Source organism: Ruegeria sp. ABF4_144, assembly GCF_056160045.1.
In genome coordinates this window covers 78,905-101,035 of the sequence record NZ_JBSWWK010000004.1, presented here as the reverse complement: position 1 = coordinate 101,035, position 22,131 = coordinate 78,905, and the positions used below count along the sequence as shown (strand labels likewise).

The 22,131-nt window shown below is 53.5% G+C and carries 23 protein-coding genes and 2 pseudogenes; 18 read left to right on the top strand and 7 right to left on the bottom strand.

Annotation, left to right across the window (positions count from 1 at the left end; genetic code table 11):
- Window positions 1–278: 278 nt before the first annotated feature.
- Window positions 279–518 carry a hypothetical protein gene (locus ACXAGD_RS22725; RefSeq protein ID WP_475214368.1) on the bottom strand — a complete coding sequence of 80 codons (240 nt, stop codon included), beginning with the start codon at window positions 516–518 and terminating at the stop codon, window positions 279–281.
- A 194-nt stretch (window positions 519–712) separates the two neighbouring features.
- On the opposite strand from ACXAGD_RS22725, the gene ACXAGD_RS22720 reads away from it, so the two are divergent.
- From ACXAGD_RS22720 to ACXAGD_RS22710, 3 genes and pseudogenes are all read left to right on the top strand, one after another.
- Window positions 713–1,381: a hypothetical protein gene (locus ACXAGD_RS22720; protein WP_475214366.1), complete on the top strand. Its 669-nt coding sequence runs from the start codon at window positions 713–715 to the stop codon at window positions 1,379–1,381.
- Between the two features lie 95 nt (window positions 1,382–1,476).
- Window positions 1,477–1,793: pseudogene (locus tag ACXAGD_RS22715) on the top strand (DDE-type integrase/transposase/recombinase); the annotation flags it as partial.
- 631 nt (window positions 1,794–2,424) lie between these two features.
- Window positions 2,425–4,461: a hypothetical protein gene (locus ACXAGD_RS22710; protein WP_475214364.1), complete on the top strand. Its 2,037-nt coding sequence runs from the start codon at window positions 2,425–2,427 to the stop codon at window positions 4,459–4,461.
- A 256-nt stretch (window positions 4,462–4,717) separates the two neighbouring features.
- Here ACXAGD_RS22710 and ACXAGD_RS22705 read toward each other — a convergent pair whose 3' ends face one another.
- Window positions 4,718–4,891, bottom strand: a complete 174-nt coding sequence (locus tag ACXAGD_RS22705) for a hypothetical protein (protein WP_475214362.1) — start codon at window positions 4,889–4,891, stop codon at window positions 4,718–4,720.
- Between the two features lie 894 nt (window positions 4,892–5,785).
- Between ACXAGD_RS22705 and ACXAGD_RS22700 the strand changes: the two genes are divergently transcribed.
- The 5 genes from ACXAGD_RS22700 to ACXAGD_RS22680 all read left to right on the top strand — a co-directional run bounded on the left by ACXAGD_RS22700 (window position 5,786) and on the right by ACXAGD_RS22680 (window position 8,203).
- The gene (locus tag ACXAGD_RS22700; protein ID WP_475214360.1) at window positions 5,786–5,983 is read left to right on the top strand and encodes a hypothetical protein; all 198 of its coding nucleotides are present in this window, start codon (window positions 5,786–5,788) and stop codon (window positions 5,981–5,983) included.
- Between the two features lie 441 nt (window positions 5,984–6,424).
- Entirely contained in the window at window positions 6,425–6,934 is a 510-nt protein-coding gene (locus ACXAGD_RS22695; protein ID WP_475214358.1) for a hypothetical protein, read from the top strand.
- Window positions 6,935–7,048: 114 nt separating this feature from the next.
- Window positions 7,049–7,342, top strand: a complete 294-nt coding sequence (locus ACXAGD_RS22690; RefSeq protein WP_475214356.1) for a type II toxin-antitoxin system RelE/ParE family toxin — start codon at window positions 7,049–7,051, stop codon at window positions 7,340–7,342.
- Between the two features lie 5 nt (window positions 7,343–7,347).
- Complete coding sequence (locus ACXAGD_RS22685) at window positions 7,348–7,638, top strand: addiction module antidote protein (RefSeq protein ID WP_475214354.1); 291 nt, start codon at window positions 7,348–7,350, stop codon at window positions 7,636–7,638.
- A gap of 22 nt (window positions 7,639–7,660) precedes the next feature.
- Window positions 7,661–8,203, top strand: coding sequence for a hypothetical protein (locus ACXAGD_RS22680; protein WP_475214352.1), 543 nt, complete (start codon window positions 7,661–7,663; stop codon window positions 8,201–8,203).
- A 2-nt stretch (window positions 8,204–8,205) separates the two neighbouring features.
- Here the strand turns inward: ACXAGD_RS22680 and ACXAGD_RS22675 are convergent, their stop codons facing one another.
- Window positions 8,206–8,364, bottom strand: a complete 159-nt coding sequence (locus ACXAGD_RS22675; RefSeq protein ID WP_475214350.1) for a hypothetical protein — start codon at window positions 8,362–8,364, stop codon at window positions 8,206–8,208.
- Between the two features lie 205 nt (window positions 8,365–8,569).
- On the bottom strand, window positions 8,570–9,037 hold the full coding sequence (locus ACXAGD_RS22670; RefSeq protein ID WP_475214348.1) for a hypothetical protein: 468 nt from the start codon (window positions 9,035–9,037) through the stop codon (window positions 8,570–8,572).
- Window positions 9,038–9,521: 484 nt separating this feature from the next.
- Here ACXAGD_RS22670 and ACXAGD_RS22665 point away from each other — a divergent pair, with 484 nt between their 5' ends.
- The 7 genes and pseudogenes from ACXAGD_RS22665 to ACXAGD_RS22635 all read left to right on the top strand — a co-directional run bounded on the left by ACXAGD_RS22665 (window position 9,522) and on the right by ACXAGD_RS22635 (window position 13,701).
- Window positions 9,522–9,914, top strand: a complete 393-nt coding sequence (locus ACXAGD_RS22665) for a hypothetical protein (RefSeq protein ID WP_475214346.1) — start codon at window positions 9,522–9,524, stop codon at window positions 9,912–9,914.
- A 223-nt stretch (window positions 9,915–10,137) separates the two neighbouring features.
- Complete coding sequence (locus tag ACXAGD_RS22660; protein WP_475214344.1) at window positions 10,138–10,614, top strand: hypothetical protein; 477 nt, start codon at window positions 10,138–10,140, stop codon at window positions 10,612–10,614.
- Between the two features lie 1,305 nt (window positions 10,615–11,919).
- Window positions 11,920–12,120, top strand: coding sequence for a hypothetical protein (locus ACXAGD_RS22655; protein WP_475214342.1), 201 nt, complete (start codon window positions 11,920–11,922; stop codon window positions 12,118–12,120).
- A 10-nt stretch (window positions 12,121–12,130) separates the two neighbouring features.
- Window positions 12,131–12,676: pseudogene (locus ACXAGD_RS22650) on the top strand (DUF932 domain-containing protein); the annotation flags it as partial.
- Window positions 12,677–12,784: 108 nt separating this feature from the next.
- A complete protein-coding gene (locus ACXAGD_RS22645; RefSeq protein ID WP_475214340.1) occupies window positions 12,785–13,144 on the top strand; it encodes a hypothetical protein in 360 nt (119 codons plus the stop codon).
- A gap of 60 nt (window positions 13,145–13,204) precedes the next feature.
- The gene (locus ACXAGD_RS22640; RefSeq protein WP_475214338.1) at window positions 13,205–13,492 is read left to right on the top strand and encodes a hypothetical protein; all 288 of its coding nucleotides are present in this window, start codon (window positions 13,205–13,207) and stop codon (window positions 13,490–13,492) included.
- A gap of 83 nt (window positions 13,493–13,575) precedes the next feature.
- Window positions 13,576–13,701: a hypothetical protein gene (locus tag ACXAGD_RS22635; RefSeq protein WP_475214336.1), complete on the top strand. Its 126-nt coding sequence runs from the start codon at window positions 13,576–13,578 to the stop codon at window positions 13,699–13,701.
- Window positions 13,702–13,869: 168 nt separating this feature from the next.
- Here the strand turns inward: ACXAGD_RS22635 and ACXAGD_RS22630 are convergent, their stop codons facing one another.
- The 3 genes from ACXAGD_RS22630 to ACXAGD_RS22620 form a co-directional block, all read right to left on the bottom strand.
- Window positions 13,870–15,387 (bottom strand): Ig-like domain-containing protein, encoded by a 1,518-nt coding sequence (locus tag ACXAGD_RS22630; protein ID WP_475214334.1) that lies wholly within the window; start codon window positions 15,385–15,387, stop codon window positions 13,870–13,872.
- A gap of 74 nt (window positions 15,388–15,461) precedes the next feature.
- On the bottom strand, window positions 15,462–15,995 hold the full coding sequence (locus ACXAGD_RS22625) for an Ig-like domain-containing protein (protein WP_475214332.1): 534 nt from the start codon (window positions 15,993–15,995) through the stop codon (window positions 15,462–15,464).
- 108 nt (window positions 15,996–16,103) lie between these two features.
- Window positions 16,104–18,482, bottom strand: coding sequence for a beta strand repeat-containing protein (locus tag ACXAGD_RS22620; protein WP_475214330.1), 2,379 nt, complete (start codon window positions 18,480–18,482; stop codon window positions 16,104–16,106).
- Between the two features lie 304 nt (window positions 18,483–18,786).
- Between ACXAGD_RS22620 and ACXAGD_RS22615 the strand changes: the two genes are divergently transcribed.
- The 3 genes from ACXAGD_RS22615 (at window position 18,787) to ACXAGD_RS22605 (ending at window position 22,026) form a co-directional block, all read left to right on the top strand.
- Window positions 18,787–18,951 (top strand): hypothetical protein, encoded by a 165-nt coding sequence (locus ACXAGD_RS22615; RefSeq protein WP_475214328.1) that lies wholly within the window; start codon window positions 18,787–18,789, stop codon window positions 18,949–18,951.
- An 829-nt stretch (window positions 18,952–19,780) separates the two neighbouring features.
- On the top strand, window positions 19,781–20,200 hold the full coding sequence (locus ACXAGD_RS22610; RefSeq protein ID WP_475214326.1) for a hypothetical protein: 420 nt from the start codon (window positions 19,781–19,783) through the stop codon (window positions 20,198–20,200).
- The gene (locus ACXAGD_RS22605; protein WP_475214324.1) at window positions 20,197–22,026 is read left to right on the top strand and encodes a relaxase/mobilization nuclease domain-containing protein; all 1,830 of its coding nucleotides are present in this window, start codon (window positions 20,197–20,199) and stop codon (window positions 22,024–22,026) included. The genes ACXAGD_RS22610 and ACXAGD_RS22605 overlap by 4 nt, the downstream gene beginning before the upstream one ends.
- The last annotated feature ends 105 nt before the right edge of the window (window positions 22,027–22,131 follow it).

Genomic DNA, 22,131 nt, shown 5'->3' with positions numbered 1-22,131 from the left:
CTAGGTAGGTGAGGATGCCGTTGTTGTCCCTTGGCGTCTGGGGCTTACGCCCCACGCACCTGCACGACTGGTCGCTCCGCTTGGGGCCGCCAAGGCGGCCAACGCATCCGTCCCGCACGGCGCCAGGAAGCAACTGGTCTGATTGAGACTGGTCGCAACCTTTTCAGTTCCCCGTGGCCCGGCTGTTCGCTTCCGCCGGTAGAAAAGGGCGGTGTGTATCGCCCTGAGGCTCTGTTGCGCAGGTCATTCCGTTTTGGAAAGGCCATCAGCTCGCGGATCTACCCGCCGCGCTTGTGTCGGATCGAGGTGATGTCGCCGTCTTTTGCGGGTTGCCACCGTTCAAACGTTCCGCGCACATCGGCTCCAATGAAAATACCAACCGTATACTTCGCCGATATCCACCGCGTGGAACCGACATTCGACAAGTTTCGTTGGCTCGGATGTTCGCTAAATGGTCCAGTTAGATTGATATTGGAACCAATATCCAGCGCGATCGACTGTTCATGCAGAGTTGGCATATCGTTCGTCGAAATCGGCTGGCTTTTGCATCTAGCTGTGTTTCCTTACGGTTATCTCATGAAGAGTAGGCCTTCGAGGTCATATCAATCGCCTCTTAGTAGCTGGAGCATGTATTAATCAAATGTTCAAATGTGCATTTTGTTTATTGCGATGTCATTGGTCCAAGATACTTTTGGTATCCACTTTGCTGTTTGTGTTCGACCTTTACGCTGCGGGCATTATTTCCTCTGCTTTTCCGTCCCTGCTGGGTTACGGGTATTTAGCTTTTATTTTTCACAGGTCACTGCTCAAAGACTTTCATCAGGAGACATGGGGCTCGGACACTATAATCAAGCTGAATTGGCACTTTTGGATAGCTTACTTGTTTCCGTTCGTTTCACTGGTGGGCGCGATTTTAGGCATTTCAATTTTGATCCACTCGACGCATACCTCCGGCGATATGACGCTCGATGTCATATTGTCGGCATCTGAGTTGATTTCTTTAATACTTCCGTTGTTTTTGCTGCCCTGTTTTGGAACTATGATACCGGCGGCAGTCGCGAAGAAATCAGTTGGTTTCAAAGCCGCTTTGAAACGGTCTCGCAGAAATTATTGGTTCGTTTTCTGGAGACTTTTGGTCGGACCGGCTTTTTTAGGCACTATTTGGTTTCCTCTAGTGGCTTTTCTTACTCTGACTGGATTGGCTCCGCAGGTGCCGGAGACCTTCGCTGAGATGACAGTCACCAATGCTTCTTGGTCCGTCACAAAAAAAGTCATGGGTTCCTTCTTAATTGCTCTATGTGCCAGTATTTTCTCGCTAGCTTATCTTCGTGCCGAAGTCGGACCGGTTTCGCTGGCGAACGGTAGGTTAACGAAAGCGTAGGCTTGCAAATTCAGCTGTACTAAGTCACGTTAACTCGTCGTTTGATTGCTTATGCCCTAAAATGGACATAGGTGACATCGATGGAGTGATCGTTAATCAGCTACAAGCGCTACCGGTTTTCTCCTCTGATCGTCGCCCACTCGGTGTGGCTGTACGCTCGTTTCAATCTGAGCTTGTGGGAAGTTGAAGAGGTACTGCTGAAACGCGGGATCGACACGTCTTACGAGACTGTCCGGCGTTGGGTCATCAAGTTTGCACCGCTGACCGCTCGAAACTTGCGACAGCGACAGGACCGCCCAGGCGATGCTTGGCATCTCGATGAAGTTGTTGTGAGAATTTCAGGTCGCAGGTATTGGCTTTGCGCGCGGTCGGTCAGCATGGCATCGTGCTGGACAAAATAGTCCAGCCTAAAACGTAACTAAGTCAAAAGCAGTCTTGCCAAGGGCTTGTGGCACATGATCTTTCAACGATTTCGATCAAGATGCGATGAGTGACAAACAACGACTGCGCGCAGAAAACTCTTTGCGAGACGGACGATTAGTCCTACTATCCAACGGGTCCATCTCGGTGCGGTGTTCCCTTGACCGCTACTATTAGATTTCTGGCTTCTGTTCTCGTTTCTTCTTTTCCTTGTCTTGCTTTCTGCCAGAGTCATCAAATTAAGATTGCGCAACCTGGTCAAATCAAAACCGTCTGGGACGGGTGGAATGTAAATGCCGACATCCACATCAGTATTGATGGCGGCACAGGAGATGATTGCATAAAGCTATGGTGGATCATCATGGGTGTTAACTCTGACCCCTGGTAAGTTTGTGACAACGCCGCGATAGAAGCAAATCTCCCCTTAAAATACGCCGAGCTGCGCGCCGGTTTATTAGCCGAGAATCCGCCCTTGCGGTCAGTGACAACGCCACAGCTGCAGAAAGTTTTCAGCTATTTGGGAACATCATAGAATGCTGAATCACCGGCGGCATAAAACGTCATCATGATGGAATTCCATCACATGCAATTTTATGAATAATGTCCAAAACAGGATTTACAGTATGCTGCTCTATATACTTCGCCTATCCTTGATTGTCCTTATCTCTCTCACATACGCTACCCCCTCGGATGCTCAACTATCAGGCATTCCATCTGTCAAGGAAGTATTCGAAAATTTCACTGGATTGACGGTGAAGGGTAACGACCGGGAACAAAGACGTTCAATAGCTATTACCCAAAGCGAAAGCGCCCTTCAGAATCTTTCTGGCCCAGATGTCGGATTACACATCCCAAGTGACATCATAAAGACCATAGTCTCCTTAGAAGTCGAGAAAAGCTTCAAGAGCTTCTCTCCCTCTGAGGGGATTTCGTTATCTATCGATGAGAGTGACATTTCACTAGGGAATCAAGAAGCCGTGGCTACAATTGCTGCCAAAGCCGATTTTGATGACCCTGGAATCACTGTTAAATTTCGAATGGTTGGAGTTTTTGCAACATCTATTGTTGGTAGCAATGTGGAATTGCTTCCATTTGTAGATGAGATCGAGATTATAAGTATCGAACTCAACGGCGGTGGCGACATTCTTGCAGAAATAATAGCCAAAGCCCTTGACGCGTTCCTATCTGCGCTTCTCAGCGAGGGAAACTCGCTGCTCCCTGTCATCGAAGTGAAAATACCACAGGTCGAACCGTTCTCCATTGATCTTAGCCAAACTGACGATCTGGTTTTCTCTCCTGCAAAAATCATTTCCCCAATGATCTCAACCTCTACGATTGCTGTGCTGCTCGATGACGCTGGATTGTACGTCCTTGGTGATTTGGAATTTTCTGGATTTCGTGAAGGAGAGGACAGCCTAGGACGAGATGAAAATACGGCTGAGATTGGCTTCAACGATTTCCGTTCGTCCTATTTGAGCGTTGTTACAAATTCATTTGGTGAGGTTAAAGACACTGACACCGTTCTCCACGTAGGGAACGATGCTCTTTCAAGCTTTATTAATGTGGCTTGGTCTCAATTTCTGCCCGATATCTCGTATGAATTTGAGAAGCTTAGAGCGGAATCAGAATCAGTGAAAATCGGTCTTGCCGAACGCCCAAGCTATAGCTGCAACAGCGGGCGCGATTGCAGTCGAACTGAAGATTGCCGCCAAACAAACGATTGTCGGCAGAGTGGAGACTGTCGCGCTTGCCTTATACGCGCCCCTAGAGTTTGTGTGTTCGGAAGCTGTAGCGGCGGCCAGTGTATTCAGCAAGGTCAAGACCCAGCTTGTCAACTTCGGAAAGAAGGTGCTCGCCTGGACTGTGAACGCCTCAAGGAGCAGAGGAAACTTGAATGCGAAGTAAGACAGGAAGCACGCGAACTCGATTGCGAACGCCTTAAAGCCCAAGAGAATATCGGCTGTGAAGCTGGCAAAGGTTTCGTGAACCTACTGGCTGAAATTGGTGATATTGCCAACATCAAAGGCGATGTTAGAGCCAACGGTAATGCTGAGCTAGGAAGTGTGGCATTGAGTTTGGGAGATGATCTACGATCCGCGTCTTTGACGACCACAGTTTCTGCATCTTCTGATGTCAAAGTTGGCCTTGATTTTGTTCCGCTTGATATTGGACATGTCCTCACATGCCCGTTCCCAGGTAAAGTTTTCTACGAAGCAGATATCAGAATACCTCCCCAAGACACATCCATCAGTGTAAATATTTCGAAAGTCGATGATGATAACAAACCCGACACTCTGACGCTGGAAATGAATCTATCGAAATTTGGTATCTCAGCAGAATTTTCGCCTGCTCCTATCCGAGGCCTTCTAGAACAGAATCCTCAACTGGCGTTTACTTGTAGCCCGTTTCTAACACTTGCAGGAGTAGGTCTTTCAATCATCGGAGATGCCCGCGCAGTTGTCTCTGAAGAAGACCTCAAAGAATTGTTTGGTGGTGAGATGTCGGCTCTTATGAATGGTAATTATGTTCATAGCTTTGAGGATGTTTCATTTGAGATCGAGATAGCCGCTGACTACCCCACCATCGCAGGCCAGGAATTCAAGGGTATAGCCGACATGACCCAAAAGAGCGTAGTTTACAGCCTCTCGATTGTAGATTAGGCGAGCGAATGAAGTGGTGGCCGAGGCGAAAGGGGACTGTTTTTGACACTGCCGAAGCGTCCAAAGCTGACCTGCCTGCAACAGCAACGAATTGGCGCTTTGTCCGCTTAACCGACATTCGACAACTTTCGTTGACTCATATGTCCGAAATCAGCCCTTTTGATCCAATGCTTCACATGATGCGGCCTTCAGATTTGAAGTAATCTCTTATTCCGTAGAGCATCGCTGCCGAACTAACGATTTGGTACGGGTACACTCAGCTAACAAACCCTGAACTTGCAAGTATTCTCATATTCACCACTACGCCGAAGAAAATGAGTCCTGCCATCCATGGGAAAACAGCAGACATGTTTAGCGAAGAAAAAAACGAGTATGCAACAATATCAATCGCTGCGATTGCCATTGTTTCCAACGGAATTGCAATTGCCATAAGGTTAACGAGGTCGTCCAACGTGCACGCACCCGAGTAGAGCAAGTTTGCGATAATACTCGTAACTATATTGCAAAGAAAAACCGTCAGTAGCCAAACACCAGCGTATTTCCAAGATGAAGGGGAGGCCGACGTTATGCTTTCTATCCTCCCGCTTTCTTTTCATTTTAAATTCTTCGGATTGTGTAAAATAGAACTTCGGTTCGGCAACATTGGTGATCTGACAAATGCGAGGGGAAACTCCGGGCCTTACCGAATTGCGCCATGGGAGTAGGTGCCGTTGTCATCCCTTGGTGCCTGGGGTTTGCGCCCCACGCGCCTGCACGACTGGTCGCTCCGCTTGGGGCCGCCAAGGCGGCCGACACATCCGTCACGCACTGCGCCAGGGAACAACCGGGCTGATTGAGACTGGTCGCAACCTTTTCCGCGCAACCTTCTCAGTTCCCCCGGCCCGGCTGTTCGCTTCCGCCGATGGAAAAGGGCGGTTTGTGCCGCCCTGAATCTCTGTTGCGCAGGTCATTCCGTTTTGGGAAGGCCACCAGCTCGCGGATCTACACGCCGCGCTTGTGTCGGATCGAGGTGATGTTGCCGTCTTTTGCGGTTTACCACCGTTCAAACGTTCCGCGCGCATCGGCTCCAGAAATTCTTGCCTTTCATGGGCCCTGACAGCCTAAATCCGTTGCCAGTGAAAATCCTCGTTCACGTGTTTCTTATTGATGAACATAAGCGGGCAGTCGGGGCAGACGCGCAGCCCCCGTGCCGGGCGCTCCGCTTCAACACGTAATTTCCCCTGCGCTGATCGCGCATTCCTCGCGCAACAAATTACGTGCTGACACCCCCTTTATGCCCGCTTCTTCCATGTTCATCGAAACACTCAAAAACGAGGATCAAACAATGGCAACTCAAATTCTGAAACTGAACGTCAAATCCGGTGAAAAAGATGGCAAGAATTTCTGGAACCGCTGCGGTGTCGCCTTTGTAAACACCGACGATCACGGCAACATCACCTCGATCCAGGTCAAACACGATATGTTCCCCGGCGTCGAAATGGTGGCCTTCCCAAAACGCAACGACGACGGTGTCGCAGAGTAAACAAGGGCAGGGCGGCGAAAGCCGCCCTTTTCTGTGCTCCAGCGCCCAGCCTGTGGTTTCGCACACGAAGACGTGACTTTACCGTGCCCCCGGTTAGCTTGTTTTCAATCTCAGATAACTCTACTAATGCGTGTGTCAGCTTGTGGTCTGACAACCAAGGTTAGTCGCTACAGCTCGTTTGCGTATACGCCCTAGAGATCGTCCATCTCTCGTCCTGCGCGCGCTGTAGCGACTGCCAACACTTGAAACTCCATATCGACTTCGTGTCTTCCGTTCCTTTCAAGAAGTGACATGGCATCAGACCTGTTGAGAAATGACGGTTTTTTGGAAGTCGAGTTTAGTTGCTCTGCGTTGCTTGCCGGTTTGTTTCTTGTCAGTTTGAGTATGAACGATTAGGGAAAATCCTGAGCCATTCGGCCAGGACTGCGTTCATCATCACCGTTGCAGCGGCTTACGCCCCGAACCAATCAATTCCATCTTGATCCGGGCCTTGGTGGTGAGCGTGATGAGGTCGCAGAGGACGCCTATGACCAGTTCCAGGAAATGGCGCGCAAAGGCAGCGTCGAAGCTTTCAAAGCGTTCCGCGATCTGGGTAAGAAGACCCGCAACGGTGAAGTTACGACGTATCTTGCCCGTCGTTTCACAACCCAGAAGCCCGAATTTATGGCGGAAATCGCGGCTGATGTTGGCGCAGACATGTGCTCGATCTGGACGTCCTCAGCGGCAAACTGCTTCAAACGGCTCAAAGGTGTACAGTTGGATGAACTGTACAAAGACCTTCTGGATTTGCACTTGGATACCGACGACTACCGCGCGTTCAGCAAGTCCAAGAAGGGCGAGAAAAACGAAGCGATGCACAAGCTGTTCAACGACCCAGAGCATCAAAAGGCTTTGCGCGTTACCCCTGAACAGAAAGCCCGGATCGACGGTTGGGTTCCTGATTGCTTCTAAATCCATCGGGTAGGGCGCTAAGCGCCCTACCTCTCATCGGTGTTTTGTACTTTTAATTCATCGCTTTACATCGTTTCCGCTTGAAAAGCTGTAGCTTGTAGGCTACATTTAGATATGATAGAAATTCGTAAGACTGACCTGTTTGACAAGTGGCTCAAGAACTTGAAGGACCAAAGGGCGAAGGCCAAGATTTTGGTTCGCATCACGCGGTTGAGCCTAGGCAATCCCGGTGACGTGAAGCCGGTTGGTGAAGGTGTGAGTGAACTGCGTGTCTCTGAAGGTAAAGGGTATCGCGTTTACTACGTGTCGCGCGGCGACGTTTTGATCATTTTGCTATGCGGGGGAGACAAGTCATCCCAGCAAGCGGACATCAAAACAGCCAAAGCGATGGCAAAAGAGTTGGAGTGAAAAACATGGGTGTCAAAACAACGAAGTTTGAAGCGGCTGATTATCTGGACAGCCCCGAAGCTATTCAAGCCTATCTTGAAGCGGCTTTTGAAACCAATGACACGGCCCTGATCGCAGCGGCGCTTGGCGATGTTGCCAAGGCTAAAGGGATGTCGAACGTGGCCGACAAATCTGGCCTGTCTCGGGAAAGCCTCTATCGCGCACTTAGCGAAAACGGCAATCCCGAATTTGGCACAGTGCTGAAAGTGCTGAGTGCTGTGGGTGTGACTCTCACCCCGAAAATGCACGTGAGTTAATCCTTTAAGAAGGCAAACGGCCATGTCTACCGATGCAGCTCCTTCGACAGTCGAAAAGACCATTCGCCGTGTCTGGAAATCCGCGCAGATGTATATCACCTTTCACAAGGACCAGAACAAACGGCAGCGCAACGAACCGAAGTTCTGGCCGCCGAAGAACGGCAGCGCATTCCTGCATGGTGATCCTGCTGAGCAGGAGGCTATTGTTGTCGTCAAAGCCGCTGACCCGGAGGATACTCAGGACGTGCAAATCAAGCTGCACCCCGGTCGTATTGTTGTGCGTCGTGATGCTGAAATCTGGTGGCAAGGCGTCGCCGTCGATGATCATTCCGTGACCGTCCGGATGGCCGACAACACCGTTATCCAAATCCACCACGACGGTTCAATTAAACGCCGTGCCGCTGAAGATGAAACCCACGTTGAAGCGGATGGCAGTATCTTCAAATGGACTGAGTACGCAGAATCCACAATGACCGGTGACGGGATCGAGATGACCCGCCGCTCTGAGGATCGAATAACTGCGATCACCTACGATGGCGTTGTAGATCGGATGCGCAACCGATAGCGTTAACGAACCTCTTTGAATTTCCTCTCATGGCGAGAGAAACTGGTCTGCTCCGGCGGGCCTTTTTTCTTGCGTGAACGAGAGCCGAGCTGAAACCAGTGAATGTTTGGTTTGAGCCAAGAACCGCCGTCGCTAAGCGGACCGATTGGAGCCTGTTTCATGCGGCTTCACCGGTTTTTGCATTTGAGATTCCAGGGCAATTTATGTCCGTGTGCGGGAAGAGTGCTGACCACAGATTAAAGAAGAGGCCTGGCTTTACATCCCCGAAAGCTTCTATTAGGGTCTCGTCCAGTTTTTCTGTTGTACTCCAAGAGCCAAGAACCTGCATCATTCAGCAAGAGGAACAGTATCCGGGTTTCTGGTTACCTAGCCGCCAAAGGGCCAGCTGAAGATGTCCCCTATATTCTCTATGATTGCGGCGAGGAGCACCACACCGGCGATCAGTGCCGCGATCAGCCAGAAGAACTGGAACGTGATAGCCGCGAACCCAAGGCTTGCGCCATAGGCTGGATAGCGCCAATTCTCCTGGCGCAGACCGGAGATTAGCGACCGCACCAGAGCCACAACGCCTAGTACCGGGCCGACTACGGCTAGGTAAATCCAGTAGTTTGTTTCTTCCTCGACAGGCAAAGTGTCTTCCAATCCACGCAGGCTGAACCAAGCAGATCTCCCTATGTCGCCTGCAATCTCGCCGATCTGGCTTCCCACGGAGGGAGCGGGCTGAAGGCTCGGATAGACGATGTGCATGAACACGGCGATAACACCGAGACCGCCGGCAACCACGGCCCAGAGGCCGAAAGTATAGAACGGATGCGGCGTCGGGACTTGTTTCATTGCGGTGTTCACTGTCATTCAGGTGGTATTACTTGAAGTTGGGGCAAGAGCTTGGCGGACGTTGATTACTGCCTACCCAGAACCCTCCAAGTGGTCAACCATTTGGCGTCAATCTCGGCTCGTCGTTGCTACGAATGGAAGCACGTGAAATTCTATGCGATTTCTGCACAAGCACTTCAAAGCGAAAGTCACCGAACCGTCAGTTAGAGCGGGCCACCTGATGAAGGTGAACCACTCCTCCATAGTTTCTGACAGTTGCGTGCCTTCGAACCTACAAAGTTGAACGACTGTTTCGTCCGCACAACCGTCATTCGACAAGTATCGTTGACTCGAATGTCCACTCCGAGCCCAAAGTTGCCTGTGTTGGGGCAAAAAAGGGTGAGACAGGTAAGTCCTTAACTGCCGCGCATTTAGCACAGTATATGCGCCTGGTTTATGGACTGAGGTCGGTGTCATTGACTCTGATCCACAATCCACGATCAGCTTGTACTTTGCTGGTGAAGACACACCGCTGTTTAATCCCGAGCTCCGAACTTTTGCTGACTTCATGGGGGTAGAAAGCCCCGTTGCCCCTGCCCCAACCGACCAAAGCGTCGAAGAACTTGAAGCCATGTGGCAACCCACGCCATGGAAGGGCATTAGACTTCTTCCCGGCGGTGGCAACATCCTTATGGGTGGCATCGCTCTGTTCTTCATGTCGCAAGGAAACCACAAAAAGGTATTTCGTATCCTCAAAGATGCTATTGCACGTTGGGATGCTGGGTTTGGGCTCAAAACATCTATCTCAGAGCTTCGCAATAAGGATGAAACTTTCAATTACGAGGCTTGTCACAGGGCACTCGGTGAAACGGTTGATGTTATCATTATTGATCAGTAACCGAGCATCACTTTGATACAGGTGAATGGAGTTGTGTCCGCGGACACACTCATCATCCCGCGAACTATGCGCGGTTTCGACCTGAGTACATTTACGACCTATGCTGAGCTTAGCTTGAACGCCAGCCTTATTGACAGAATTTCCGCAATCCAGCTAACGTCTGCTATTACGATTTGCGCTAAAGCGTTCAACAACCACTCGGCTTCCAATCGGGATTTACTCCATGAAACCTACGGCACTTACTTCTGTGGCCCTAGTGTGCATTGCGCTGGTTGGTGGCACAGCCGCCAGCGCAGATGAACCTTCGATGGAAGAAAGCTGCGAATTTCTCATCCAGTTTTTGCCTAAAGATATTCGAGATATCCCATTAAACCATTGTGAAAGACCAACAGGTTCCCAAACAGTCGTCAAGGCGGCGTTCATAGTTCCTGCAAGCCGAGTGTTAGATGTTCAACAAGTTTTGGTTTCGGCCTACGGCATGGAGCCTTTGAGGTTCGTTTGTTGCGGCTACGAAACACCGCCCGTTAACGTTGCACTTCCGGCAAACCACCCACTTAGAAAAGATACACAAAGAGGTGTATGTCGCGATTTATTGCTATCTTTCTCCGCACCGGGGATTCCAGACAATGGCGAGCGCGACGACGTCGTGGGTTTAGGTCAAGCAGATGCTGACTTGTGGCTTGAGCTTGTGGATTGCTAGATGTGTGTCGATCGATAAAAGCCCAAATGCGAAAGCGCTAAACAGGAATCCCCTGACCCGCATCCGAAAGCTATGCCAAGACCATATGTTACACCGTGCATGCCGTTTTTGAGGCGTAACTTCATAAAATGACCGTATGTCGAGTACTCCCGAAAGCGACTATTGTCGCAGTCGCAGCGAATTCACACTTTGTCCGCAAAGCAAACAGCGAACGACGCATGGAGCCCAAAGCTACCCCTCGTCTGCTGTTCCAACCGGATTGTACCAAACTAAGAACTGGTCACCGAGTTCGGTTTGAATTGTTTTGAGAATAGCGCGCGCTTCGACTTCGAACTTGTCAAATTCATCCTTCGACCAAGGACTAGGCCCACCCGGATCTGCCCAATCTAGAGCTGTATCGTGAGCAGTTATGAGTTCAGTCAGCTTCGCCTTTGTTCTGATTGATAGAGGCAAGGAACTCTCCAGGTCTGAATAACCCCCAAATGCGGATTGAGTTGCTTCATTCATGCCCCACAAACAGGGCCCTCCCCACTCAAACATTAGTCGAACTTCGAATTGCGCCATAGAGTAGGCCAAGCCCTCTTTTGCTGAGCGTTGTTTCGGTTCTGCTAACGATAAAATTTCAACTTTGTCAAAGTCCGCACACCGGACCTTGTTCGTTAAACGCTCGGTGGATGAGGATGCCGTTGTTGTCCCTTGGCGCCTGGGGCTTACGCCCCACGCACCTGCACGACTGGTCGCTCCGCTTGGGGCCGCCAAAGCGGCCAACGCATCCGTCCCGCACGGCGCCAGGTAACACCCGGGCTGATTGAGATTGGCCGCCGTCTTTTCCGCGAAATCTCTCCGTTCCCCCTGGCCCGCTGTTCGCTTCCGCCGATGGAAAAGGGCGGTTTGTGCCGCCTTGAATCTCTGTTGCGCAGGTCATTCCGTTTTGGGAAGGCCACCAGCTCGCGGATCCGCGCACAGCGCTTGTGTCGGATCGAGGTGATGTTGCCGTCTTTTGCGGTTTATCACCGTTCCATCGTTCCGCGCGCATCGGCTCCAGAAATTCTTGCCTTTCACTGGTCATGACAGCCTCAAACCCGTTGCCAGTGAAGATCCTCGTTCACGTGTTTCTTATTGATGAACATAAGCGGGCAGTCGGGGAAGCCGCTGCCGATCTGTGTAAAGATCGGCAGCTTCAACGACTATTTTCCGCCGCCGAGCAGGCCCGGCTTTGCATCGCGAAGCAAAATAGCCGCTGACGTCCCCTTAGTGCCCGCTTTCTCCATGTTCATCGAAACACTCAAAAACGAGGATCAAACAATGGCAACTCAAATTCTGAAACTGAACGTCAAATCCGGTGAAAAAGATGGCAAGAATTTCTGGAACCGCTGCGGTGTCGCATTCGTAAACACCGACGATCACGGCAACATCACCTCGATCCAAGTCAGACACGATATGTTCCCCGGCGTCGAAATGGTGGCCTTCCCAAATCGCAACGACAACGACGGCGTAACCGAGTAAGGAAGGGTTTGACCCGTTCTTTGCGCAACAGGCGAACACTCGCATTGAAGGTAAGGCCGAGTTCACCAAGCACATGCTGCGCCTGCGTCACCGCTCTATCACCAATGCCGAAGGCGAAGCCTTTGAAATCATCCTCGTCAACGCCAACGACGGAACATCGTCCTACCAGATGGTGCCGGGGTTCTTTCGGTTTGTCTGCGCCAACGGCCTGATGGTCGGTGACAGTTTCAACGAGGTGAAAGTTCGTCATTCGGGCAACGCCATCCATGAGGTCATCGAAGGAGCGTTCTCCGTTCTGGAAGATGCCCCACAGGTGGCCGAGCAGGTTGAAGCCTTCAAAGGGATCACGCTGAACGAAGCCGAGCGCAAAGTGTTCGCGGACGTCGTGCACGAGCTGCGCTTTCCAGAGGCGCACAAAGAGGACGCCAAGCCAGCGCCGGTTCAGGCTGATGCCCTGCTCAAATCCCGCCGCAACGCTGACCGTCTTTCCGATCTGTGGACCGTTGGGAATGTCCGGCAGGAGAACGTCATCAAGGGCGAACGCCTCGCAGCCTGAAGAACAACGCGCCTGCCGAAACCGGCAGCGCGTCACCGATCCGCCTGCGTCGTGGCTCAACGCAGACGGTCCCCCCTTTTGTGAGCCAATTGAAGGAAGGAAAAACCAATGAACCTGAACAAGAGCAGCATCCTTGGTGTAGCAATCACAGTCGTTACTGCCACTTCGGCACTCGCGTTTGACAAAGTGATTGACCACAGCGCGAAGGTCCAAATCTGGAACGCTTATGACAGCTCGATCAGTGGCACTGTTCCAGGCGTGCGCATCACGCACGGAGGAACAAAGACCGTGTACCAGGTTGGCCGCGCGCCGGGCCTGACCAGCTCCATCGTCTTTGATGAAACCGGAAAGAAAGCCGAGGCATGGGCCCGCAATCAACTGGGCATCGAGGTCGAAGCCCTTAAGTGCGGTGGCGGCGGAAAAGAAAGCGCCGGAGGCGGTGGGGGCTGGTCCTTCACCAATTGCTGAATTGGAAAACGTCGGGAGGCCGCGAAAGCGGCCCCCGCCATTTTCTGACGGAGTCCGATCATGACACAGCTGGAGCTGATCCCAATGACCCCGGCCGACAAAGGCACCCCCGGCGCAAGCTGGTGGCAGGGTTCTTGGGAGTGCCGGAACTTTCATTGCTACTTCCAAAGCCGCGAACAAGGCCGAGGCGAATGGCAGTTCACCATTCATAGCTTTGGCGACTTCTACGCCTCCATCTATCGCGCTTGCCGGTCTGGGCAGCTGGCACACGAGGATGTGCCAATCGACGCCCAAAACCGGATTACAGTCCGCGGCCGCAAGTACGGCCGGGACCACTGGAGCCACTAAGCCGGGCGAAGCCCGAAACCATTCAATCACCAAAACCGTCGGAAAGGGGGAAGGAAATGATAGTGCGAGTTATTCAAAACGTCATGGACATCGGCATTGCCGTTGCCCTCTTGGTTGCGCTTGCTGTTGCACTGGTTTGGTATGTCGATCAACGCGCAAGCGTTGACGCATGGAAAGCCAACCGAGCAGAACTCTTCCGACGTCATTGAGCCGGGGATTGCGAGAAGCAGTCAACACTGCACTTGGGTTCGCTGTGCGCCTGGTCCTTTCTCTCCGAGAAGGATAGCGGAGTGGACGGGGGGTTACGTTCCTGGTCGGATCAGAAACAGCGCCCTGCCATCCTTCTCAAAAACGAAACCTAAACCTGCCTCTCCGGCTCACCCAACAACGTGGTTGAAGTCTGGGATCAGGGTATCCAGCAGGTCATTGGATTGCGCTATATTCTCCGGGGTGATTGTGACCCCGTCTGACTGCGGACCTCCGCCATCATGATCGATGGTCAGGACCGCATTGCCCGAGCCGTCATCGCTCGAAGTGACGAAGTCGGAGATGTCGTTCGAGATATCGGTGGGTTCATTGCCAAATCCGATCAGCAGATCACTGATGTCGATGATGTCACCACCCATGCCTTTCGTGAAGTCGGTGATGGTATCGTCGCCTGCGTTTTCGGAACCATAGCCGAACGTATCGCGGCCGAGCCCGCCGGTGAGCGTAGTTTCCCCCGTTTCGCCCCAATAACCAGTTGCCGCCATCGCGGGCGCAACGGTATCAACCGTTACCGTCTCTGCCTGGCTTGTGTTCCCGGCCGCATCCGTCACGGTCACACTAACTTCCTGACCGTTCGAAAGAGGAACAGAGCCGAAGTTAATGCTCCAATCTCCGCTGTCACCCGCCAACTGGGTGAAAATGGTCCCATCAACATCAACATCAACCCTGGCGAACGCTTCCGTCAAACCACTGAGCGTGGTTCCATCCGTGGCACCAACCCTCAGCGACGGCGCAACGGTGTCAACCGTTACCGTCTCTGCCTGGCTTGTGTTCCCGGCCGCATCCGTCACGGTCACACTAACTTCCTGACCATTCGAAAGAGGGACAGAGCTGAGATCAATATCGTCAACATCAACCCTGGCGAAAGATGGTGCAACGGTATCAACCGTTACCGTCTCGGCCTGGCTGGTGTTCCCGGCCGCATCCGTCACGGTCACATATGCCAAAGAGGAACAGAGCTCTCCGTTGTCACCCGCCGACTTGGTGAAAATGGTCCCATCAACGTCAACATCAACCCTGGCGAACGCTTCCGTCAAACCACTGAGCGTGGTTCCATCCGTGGCACCAACCCTTAGCGATGGTGCAACGGTATCAACCGTTACCGTCTCGGCCTGGCTGGTGTTCCCGGCCGCATCCGTCACGGTCACACTAACTTCCTGACCGTTCGAAAGAGGAACAGAGCTAAGGTCAATATGCCAATCTCCGTTGTCACCCGCCGACTTGGTGAAAATGGTCCCATCAACGTCAACATCAACCCTGGCGAACGCTTCCGTCAAACCACTGAGCGTGGTTCCATCCGTGGCACCAACCCTTAGCGATGGTGCAACGGTATCAACCGTTACCGTCTCGGCCTGGCTGGTGTTCCCGGCCGCATCCGTCACGGTCACACTAACTTCCTGACCGTTCGAAAGAGGAACAGAGCTAAGGTCAATGTGCCAATCTCCGTTGTCACCCGCCGACTTGGTGAAAATGGTCCCATCAACGTCAACATCAACCCTGGCGAACGCTTCCGTCAAACCACTGAGCGTGGTTCCATCCGTGGCACCAACCCTTAGCGATGGTGCAACGGTATCAACCGTTACCGTCTCGGCCTGGCTGGTGTTCCCGGCCGCATCCGTCACGGTCACACTAACTTCCTGACCGTTCGAAAGAGGGACACCGTGTGCACCAACCCTTAGCGATGGTGCAACGGTATCAACCGTTACCGTCTCGGCCTGGCTGGTGTTCCCGGCCGCAGATCAATATGCCAGTCTCCGTTGTCACCCGCCGACTTGGTGAAAATGGTCCCATCAACGTCAACATCAACCCTGGCGAACGCTTCCGTCAAACCACTGAGCGTGGTTCCATCCGTGGCACCAACCCTTAGCGATGGTGCAACGGTATCAACCGTTACCGTCTCGGCCTGGCTGGTGTTCCCGGCCGCATCCGTCACGGTCACACTAACTTCCTGACCGTTCGAAAGAGGAACAGAGCTAAGGTCAATGTGCCAATCTCCGTTGTCACCCGCCGACTTGGTGAAAATGGTCCCATCAACGTCAACATCAACCCTGGCGAACGCTTCCGTCAAACCACTGAGCGTGGTTCCATCCGTGGCACCAACCCTTAGCGATGGTGCAACGGTATCAACCGTTACCGTCTCGGCCTGGCTGGTGTTCCCGGCCGCATCCGTCACGGTCACACTGACCGTTCGAAAGAGGAACAGAGCTAAGGTCAATGTGCCAATCTCCGTTGTCACCCGCCGACTTGGTGAAAATGGTCCCATCAACGTCAACATCAACCCTGGCCGCTTCCGTCAAACCACTGAGCGTGGTTCGTGGCACCAACCCTTAGCGATCCGTCACGGTCACACGGTAACTTCCTGACCGTTCGAAAGAGGGACAGAGCTGAGATCAATATGCCAGTCTCCGTTGTCACCCGCCGACTTGGTGAAAATGGTCCCATCAACGTCAACATCAACCCTGGCGAACGCTTCCGTCAAACCACTGAGCGTGGTTCCATCCGTGGCACCAACCCTTAGCGATGGTGCAACGGTATCAACCGTTACCGTCTCGGCCTGGCTGGTGTTCCCGGCCGCATCCGTCAGGGGCGTAGTGATAAACTGGCCATTTGCAACAGCTGGCTTGGGATCAGCGCTCCAATCTACATTGTGCTCCGCCCCCATGGTGAAGTTCGGTGCACCGCCCCCATTGACGATCTGGGGGGTGACCAGAGCGCTGAAGTCCAGCACATCTTCGGTTGTGTTGTCCCCGACTGTCGCGTCGGCGAACGTATCCAACTGCGACAGCGAGGCGTCATTCAACGTCCCGTTCGCTGCAGAGATGTCACTTTCCGTGGAGCTGGACGGACCAGGCCCCTGGATGGGAGTGAGCCTAATTTCCCCGCTGGTGCCGGCTGTACCTTCACCCGCCCTTGCCGTCACAGTCGGGCTGGTATTCCCGGCTGCATCCCTGGAGAACGCCGTGATTACCTGACCCTCTGCAAGGGCGATAGGGAAGTTAACGTTCCAGATTCCCTGAGTACCAACCACGGGGGTGAAATCCGTCACTCCGTCCCCATCAACGTCTAGCTCAACCGTGGACCCAGGCTTTGCGGTGCCACCGGCGCTGCCTGTAGAGAAACTGAAAGCGCTTATACCAGTGACCGCGCCCACCGTTACCGTCGTAGACGCGATGTTCCCGGCTGCATCCGTTACGGTCACTCTGACATCCTGACCAATTAGAAGATCAGGGTCTAAATCAATGGCCCAGGAACTGTCGCCAGTAGTGGTAAAAGTATAATCTGTCGTACCATCGGCATCAACGTCAACATCAATAACCGCGAGGAAGGTTTCCGCTGTGCCGTAGATCACGGTTCCGTCTGTGGCAAAAACTGTCGCATTAGAAACAGGGTCCAGCCTTCCCGACACAGCCTGGCTTGTGTTTCCCGCCGCGTCCGTTGCGGTCGCGCCGAACCTCGGAAGCTGAATGCCTAAGAAATCAACGGACGTGACATCAATGCTCCACGCGCCGGTCTCATCAACCGTCGTGGTGAGATCCGCCAACGCGGCATCCTCAAAGTCAATCGTAATTGTGGATCCGGCCTCCGCCGTACCGGCAATAGCCGTTCCATTCGCTTGGTTAACGACAGGAGATCCGGGTGCAGTTGCATCTACCGTTGCCGTCGCAGCCAGGCTGGTGTTCCCGGCTGCATCCGTCACGGTCACACTGACTGCCTGACCATCTGCAAGAGGAGCAGAACGGAGATCGACGCTCCAAGCTCCGTCCCCATCAGCGATCGTGGTCAAAATCCTCGATCCGTCCCCGCTGACGTCAACTTCGACCGTAGATCCAGCCTCCGCTGTGCCGCTGATCACGCTTCCGTTCGTCGGGTTAATGACAGGAATAGGGGGGGGTGTCGCATCCACGGTTACCGTCGCAGCCAGGCTGAAGTTCCCGTCTGCATCCCTCACAGTCGCTGTGGTGAGCTGACCATCATCAAGAGCAGGGTCGAGATCAATGCGGAATGCTCCGGTGTCCGGATCAGCAGTCGTGGTGAAATCCGCTACCTCGTCCCCATCAACGTCGACCTCAATCGTGGACCCGGGCACCGCCGTGCCGCTGATCACACTTCCATTCGTAGGGTCAATCACAGGAGGCGGAAGTGTCGCAACAAGCGGCGTGGACGCTGCGGTGTCGCTCCCGTCAGACGACCCATCCCCGTCAGACGACCCGCCACCAAATTCGCCCGCCGCAGCTGCGACTGCCGCTGTCCCGGTAACGCCACCTGCAAGGAGCGCCCACGGCGGCACAGCTGCACCGCCACCCGACAGCAAACTGCTCTCATCGGCCAATTCCAACACGGACCCTTCGCCAGCAACTGCATTCCCTTCGCCGACACCTGTGTTTTTGTTGTAAAACCCCTCGATCACCAGCACGTCGCCGTTTTCAAGGCGTACGATCATGTCGTCGCCCCGGCGCTGCGTGCCACTCACCTCGGTTGTTCCATTCAAAAATATACGGCTGCCCTGACCGTTGCCTGAGCCAACGAAGAAATCCCCAATGACAGTAGTGCCTCCACCCTCGGAGACTACAACAAGGTCATTACCGCTGCGCGCGAGGCTTTCGACTGAATCGACGCTGACACCCAGATGCACATCAGATGATCCTGTCAGTTCAACGACACCATCGGTCTCTACAACGTCCAACTCTGAGCCCGACGCGCGATCAATAATCTTATCAACCATCTCTACCTACCTGCCCTGTCACCTCGAATCACTATATCCCTCCTAACCTATATCCGTTCCGGCCCAAGGTTTTCGGTGACACATTCCGTTCAGCGAGACAGGAGAGATTGTCAGTAAACCCGATACCTCAACTAACGATAGAATCAGCTCAGAACCTATCCTGCAAGGCGTGTGTTGCTCGCGAATACAAATCGTCGAGCGACAGACGCTGCAACCAACCGCCAAACCAGCCAATCACCAAAACCTTGAGAAAGGGGGGAGCAAATGACTGAGCGTTTTGTTCAAACCGCAATGGACATCGACATTGCAGTTGCCCTCTTGGCAGCGCTTGCTGTCGCACTGGTTTGGTCTGTTGACCAACGCGCAAGCGTCGACGCATGAAATGCCAACAAAGCAGAAACCTTTCAACGTCATTGAGCCGCTGATTGCGCAAGCAATCAGCGTTGCTCTTTCTTCTTTCCATCCTTGAACCGGACGAGATCCGGATAGCCTGCGCCACATCGATTGTGCATGGCCAACCCGTCCTATTCACGGTCGCATGTTTTGGCGATGATCTTCAGGGCGGAGGGCAGGGGCGTGTCCGCGCCGACCAGTTCTATAAACCGCTTTTTGGAATACTGCCCGTACCGCCCGCAGGCAGTACAGTCTATCCGGACCAGATCAAACGGGTAATCCCAAGCCCTCACGGAATACAACCTCAGGGTGTGTGATTTTGGTGCGGCTGAAAAACCCGACCCATTCAGTTTTCATTGTATATCCGGCGGTCGTGTTCAGAGCCAGTATGAAGTCGGATTGCTCCGTCTTCGTTCGCGTCTTTTGAGCCGAAGCCGCGCGACTGCCACCGTGCTACGATCCCGACCGCGATACCCTAACCTGACGTGAGACAGCCGGTCAGCTCGTCGGGTCGCGCGGCTGCAGCCCAGCCGATTTGTTGGTGCTCTGACCTAACCGGCAGAGCCAACGCCAACCCTTTGGTGCCCGCCGCCCAGGCGGCGGAATGCGGAGCGCGCTTGAGCGCGCGAAAAATGCAGATTGCATTTAACGTGCCGGAAAGTGACGGGCGCTGTTCGGGCAGCCCACGCTTTGCGTGATTGCCCTGCGCCAGTCCACCGGCACCCACGCCTGCTGATTGGAAAAGGGACGTGACCCTTTTCCCGGCGTGGACATTGCCTCCAAGAGTAAAGCTGCTCCGATCACGATTGGAGAAACGAATTTCTCAAATCCCATCGGTTTACTCTTGGAGAACTGACAGGATAAGGTGATTGTAATACAAAATGCCGTTTGCTATTTTCTAAGACATGAGTAAAACCAGCGACACCACCGTCTTTTCCGTCCGGCTGACGTCCGATGCCTTGGCGAAACTCGACGTTGCCTGGAAGTCTCTGGGACTGCGAAGCCGTAACCAGGTCATCCATCGTCTCATCTATCGTCTGATCGGATACCTCGACCCAGACCCTGCATTGGTCGATCTGTGGCAGAAGCATCTGCGCCAGATTCAGGGCGGATACACCAACCTCAATCAGTTGGCGAAATCTGCCAAACGCGGCACCGTAATCTGGACAGATGATGACCGTCGCGATGTTGAAAATCTCCATCGCGCAATCATCGAACATCGGCGCGATCTGAAAGCACTGATCGTTGCGGCTCGTGCGAACCGTCAACCTGACTCGGCTATTCGACGGCTTCTGAAAGATGACAGTTGGGAGCCTGAGCAATGACAGCAGCAGCGAAAGATTTGACGGCCGGAGAGCTGCTTGAGCTTGCGTTTCGCGACGCTCAGAAGGGTGCTGATCGCTCCAAGAGAATCAACCAGCAGTTGCAAGCCGCAAGGCGCATGAAGTTCATGGTCTCGCGGGGGTCATCCGTCAAGGCGCGGCTTGGCGCCGTGGTCGGAAAGCCCGAGGCTGTTGTGAAACACGTCCGCAAAGGCGGGGTGAGAAACGCGAAAGAGCTGCGCCGCCAGATCGACTATTTGACCGATAGGGCAGAGGGTATTTTAGACATTCGAGAGAATGGCGTGACCCCGATGAATGCCGAGGAAGTCTCGGATTTGATCGAAGAATGGGACACCGGTTTCACGGGAAAAACCAACTACGGTTACACCCGCCATATGATCGTTTCCTTCCCTGAAGGCACCTATCCGGAGGCCGCTCATCAGGCCGGTTTGGAGTTCGCAGATCGGCTGTTTGGGAGCGGTGATTTTGGCGACAGGTGGGACTATCTGACGGTGTTTCATGCCGACACAGATAACCCCCATGTCCACATCGTTGTGAACTGCCGAGGCGTCGAGAATGAGCGGTGGCTCGCTATGGGAATGAGTAGCGAAATGAACATCGACGTGCAGCGGTCCATCCAGGCTGAAGTGGCCGAGGAACACGGGATCGAGCTGACTGCGACGACCCGTCTTGAACGCGGTTTGCGGCAGGAAGTCGAGACCGACACGTGGAAAGTTCAGGACGGAGTTTCGGTAGTCGAGAACACCCCAGAGGTCGAAGCAGTTGCCCGCGACAGGGCTGCTGACGTGATGACCCTGTCCATCGCAAGAATGTCCGATCTTTTTGACGAGCAGGCGAGCGCCGTCAAAGAGCGGATCGAAGAGTTCGCCGTCAAACTGGTTGAAGGAGAAGAGCACATGGTTTCGAGGATGGAACATCTGTTGGATCAAGCCCGTCACTTTGATGATTATGGCGAGCCGGGAGACCCCTCTTATGTGTCACCCGAAGTCATGAATAACCTACAACGCCACATCGAACTTGGTGGGTTTGAGGACACAATTTCACCAGAGCTTAAGGCGCAGGTTGTTGCTCATATCAACGACGTTCGGGACAACGAGCAGAGCCATCCCCACCTCTCCGCTCTGGCGGACATCGTTGGTGATGAAGAGTTCCAGGCGTCCCCGGAGTATGAATCAGCTCCACGTCGCTACGAGGTCTATATGCAGGAGACCTTGGGTGAGGATGCCAACGACAATTGGTTGACGACGTCCAATAATATTCTGGAGTCCATCGAGCAATTGGAGGGACTGGCACGCGAGGTCGAAGATCCGCACCTGCGCGTCTCAATGGATATTCAGATAGGTGAGCTGAAAAGTGGTGTAGCCGATATGCGGCCCAACGATCCTTACCTGCAAGCTTTCATCATCGAAGACACACGCTATTCAACGATGATGAACACCGCCGAAATGGACGCCTTGGATTATGCCGAGGCGGGCAGGTGGGCCGCGATCCGAAAGGAAGTCACCGACACAGCCAGCAGCTACGGCCTCGATGGTGAGGCGTTCGTGGCACGCTTTGGTGATCATCACAACGTCATGATGGGCACAACAATGGAATGGCGCAGCGATGACATCTCCACCGCAGCGGCCCACTTCCGGGCGCAAGGATTGTCGGACAGCCATGACCGCGTAGAGGCAGTTGTCGATGAGCTGCACCAGATGGCTTCCGCCAGGATCATCGCAATCTCCGAAGAACTTTCTCACGTTCACGCCCGAGCGACACACCCGCTCTTGCAAGGTCGCGGCGAGGACGACGGCCACAGCCTTTAACCGAGGAGAGGGATGATGTTGTCAGGAAATCAAAGCCAGTGTGCAGTGCGTCCAGCTGCACACATTGGCCACAACAATCCGCCGCCTGAAAAGGTCATGAGGCCG

Excerpts from the sequence above, each read along its gene's own strand:
- ACXAGD_RS22725 (WP_475214368.1), bottom strand. The coding sequence starts at position 518 with ATGCCAACTCTGCATGAACAGTCGATCGCGCTGGATATTGGTTCCAAT.
- ACXAGD_RS22710 (WP_475214364.1), top strand. The coding sequence starts at position 2,425 with ATGCTGCTCTATATACTTCGCCTATCCTTGATTGTCCTTATCTCTCTC.
- ACXAGD_RS22705 (WP_475214362.1), bottom strand. The coding sequence starts at position 4,891 with ATGGCAATTGCAATTCCGTTGGAAACAATGGCAATCGCAGCGATTGAT.
- ACXAGD_RS22700 (WP_475214360.1), top strand. The coding sequence starts at position 5,786 with ATGGCAACTCAAATTCTGAAACTGAACGTCAAATCCGGTGAAAAAGAT.
- ACXAGD_RS22690 (WP_475214356.1), top strand. The coding sequence starts at position 7,049 with ATGATAGAAATTCGTAAGACTGACCTGTTTGACAAGTGGCTCAAGAAC.
- ACXAGD_RS22685 (WP_475214354.1), top strand. The coding sequence starts at position 7,348 with ATGGGTGTCAAAACAACGAAGTTTGAAGCGGCTGATTATCTGGACAGC.
- ACXAGD_RS22680 (WP_475214352.1), top strand. The coding sequence starts at position 7,661 with ATGTCTACCGATGCAGCTCCTTCGACAGTCGAAAAGACCATTCGCCGT.
- ACXAGD_RS22675 (WP_475214350.1), bottom strand. The coding sequence starts at position 8,364 with ATGAAACAGGCTCCAATCGGTCCGCTTAGCGACGGCGGTTCTTGGCTC.
- ACXAGD_RS22670 (WP_475214348.1), bottom strand. The coding sequence starts at position 9,037 with ATGAAACAAGTCCCGACGCCGCATCCGTTCTATACTTTCGGCCTCTGG.
- ACXAGD_RS22660 (WP_475214344.1), top strand. The coding sequence starts at position 10,138 with ATGAAACCTACGGCACTTACTTCTGTGGCCCTAGTGTGCATTGCGCTG.
- ACXAGD_RS22655 (WP_475214342.1), top strand. The coding sequence starts at position 11,920 with ATGGCAACTCAAATTCTGAAACTGAACGTCAAATCCGGTGAAAAAGAT.
- ACXAGD_RS22645 (WP_475214340.1), top strand. The coding sequence starts at position 12,785 with ATGAACCTGAACAAGAGCAGCATCCTTGGTGTAGCAATCACAGTCGTT.
- ACXAGD_RS22640 (WP_475214338.1), top strand. The coding sequence starts at position 13,205 with ATGACACAGCTGGAGCTGATCCCAATGACCCCGGCCGACAAAGGCACC.
- ACXAGD_RS22635 (WP_475214336.1), top strand. The coding sequence starts at position 13,576 with ATGGACATCGGCATTGCCGTTGCCCTCTTGGTTGCGCTTGCTGTTGCA.
- ACXAGD_RS22620 (WP_475214330.1), bottom strand. The coding sequence starts at position 18,482 with ATGGTTGATAAGATTATTGATCGCGCGTCGGGCTCAGAGTTGGACGTT.
- ACXAGD_RS22610 (WP_475214326.1), top strand. The coding sequence starts at position 19,781 with ATGAGTAAAACCAGCGACACCACCGTCTTTTCCGTCCGGCTGACGTCC.
- ACXAGD_RS22605 (WP_475214324.1), top strand. The coding sequence starts at position 20,197 with ATGACAGCAGCAGCGAAAGATTTGACGGCCGGAGAGCTGCTTGAGCTT.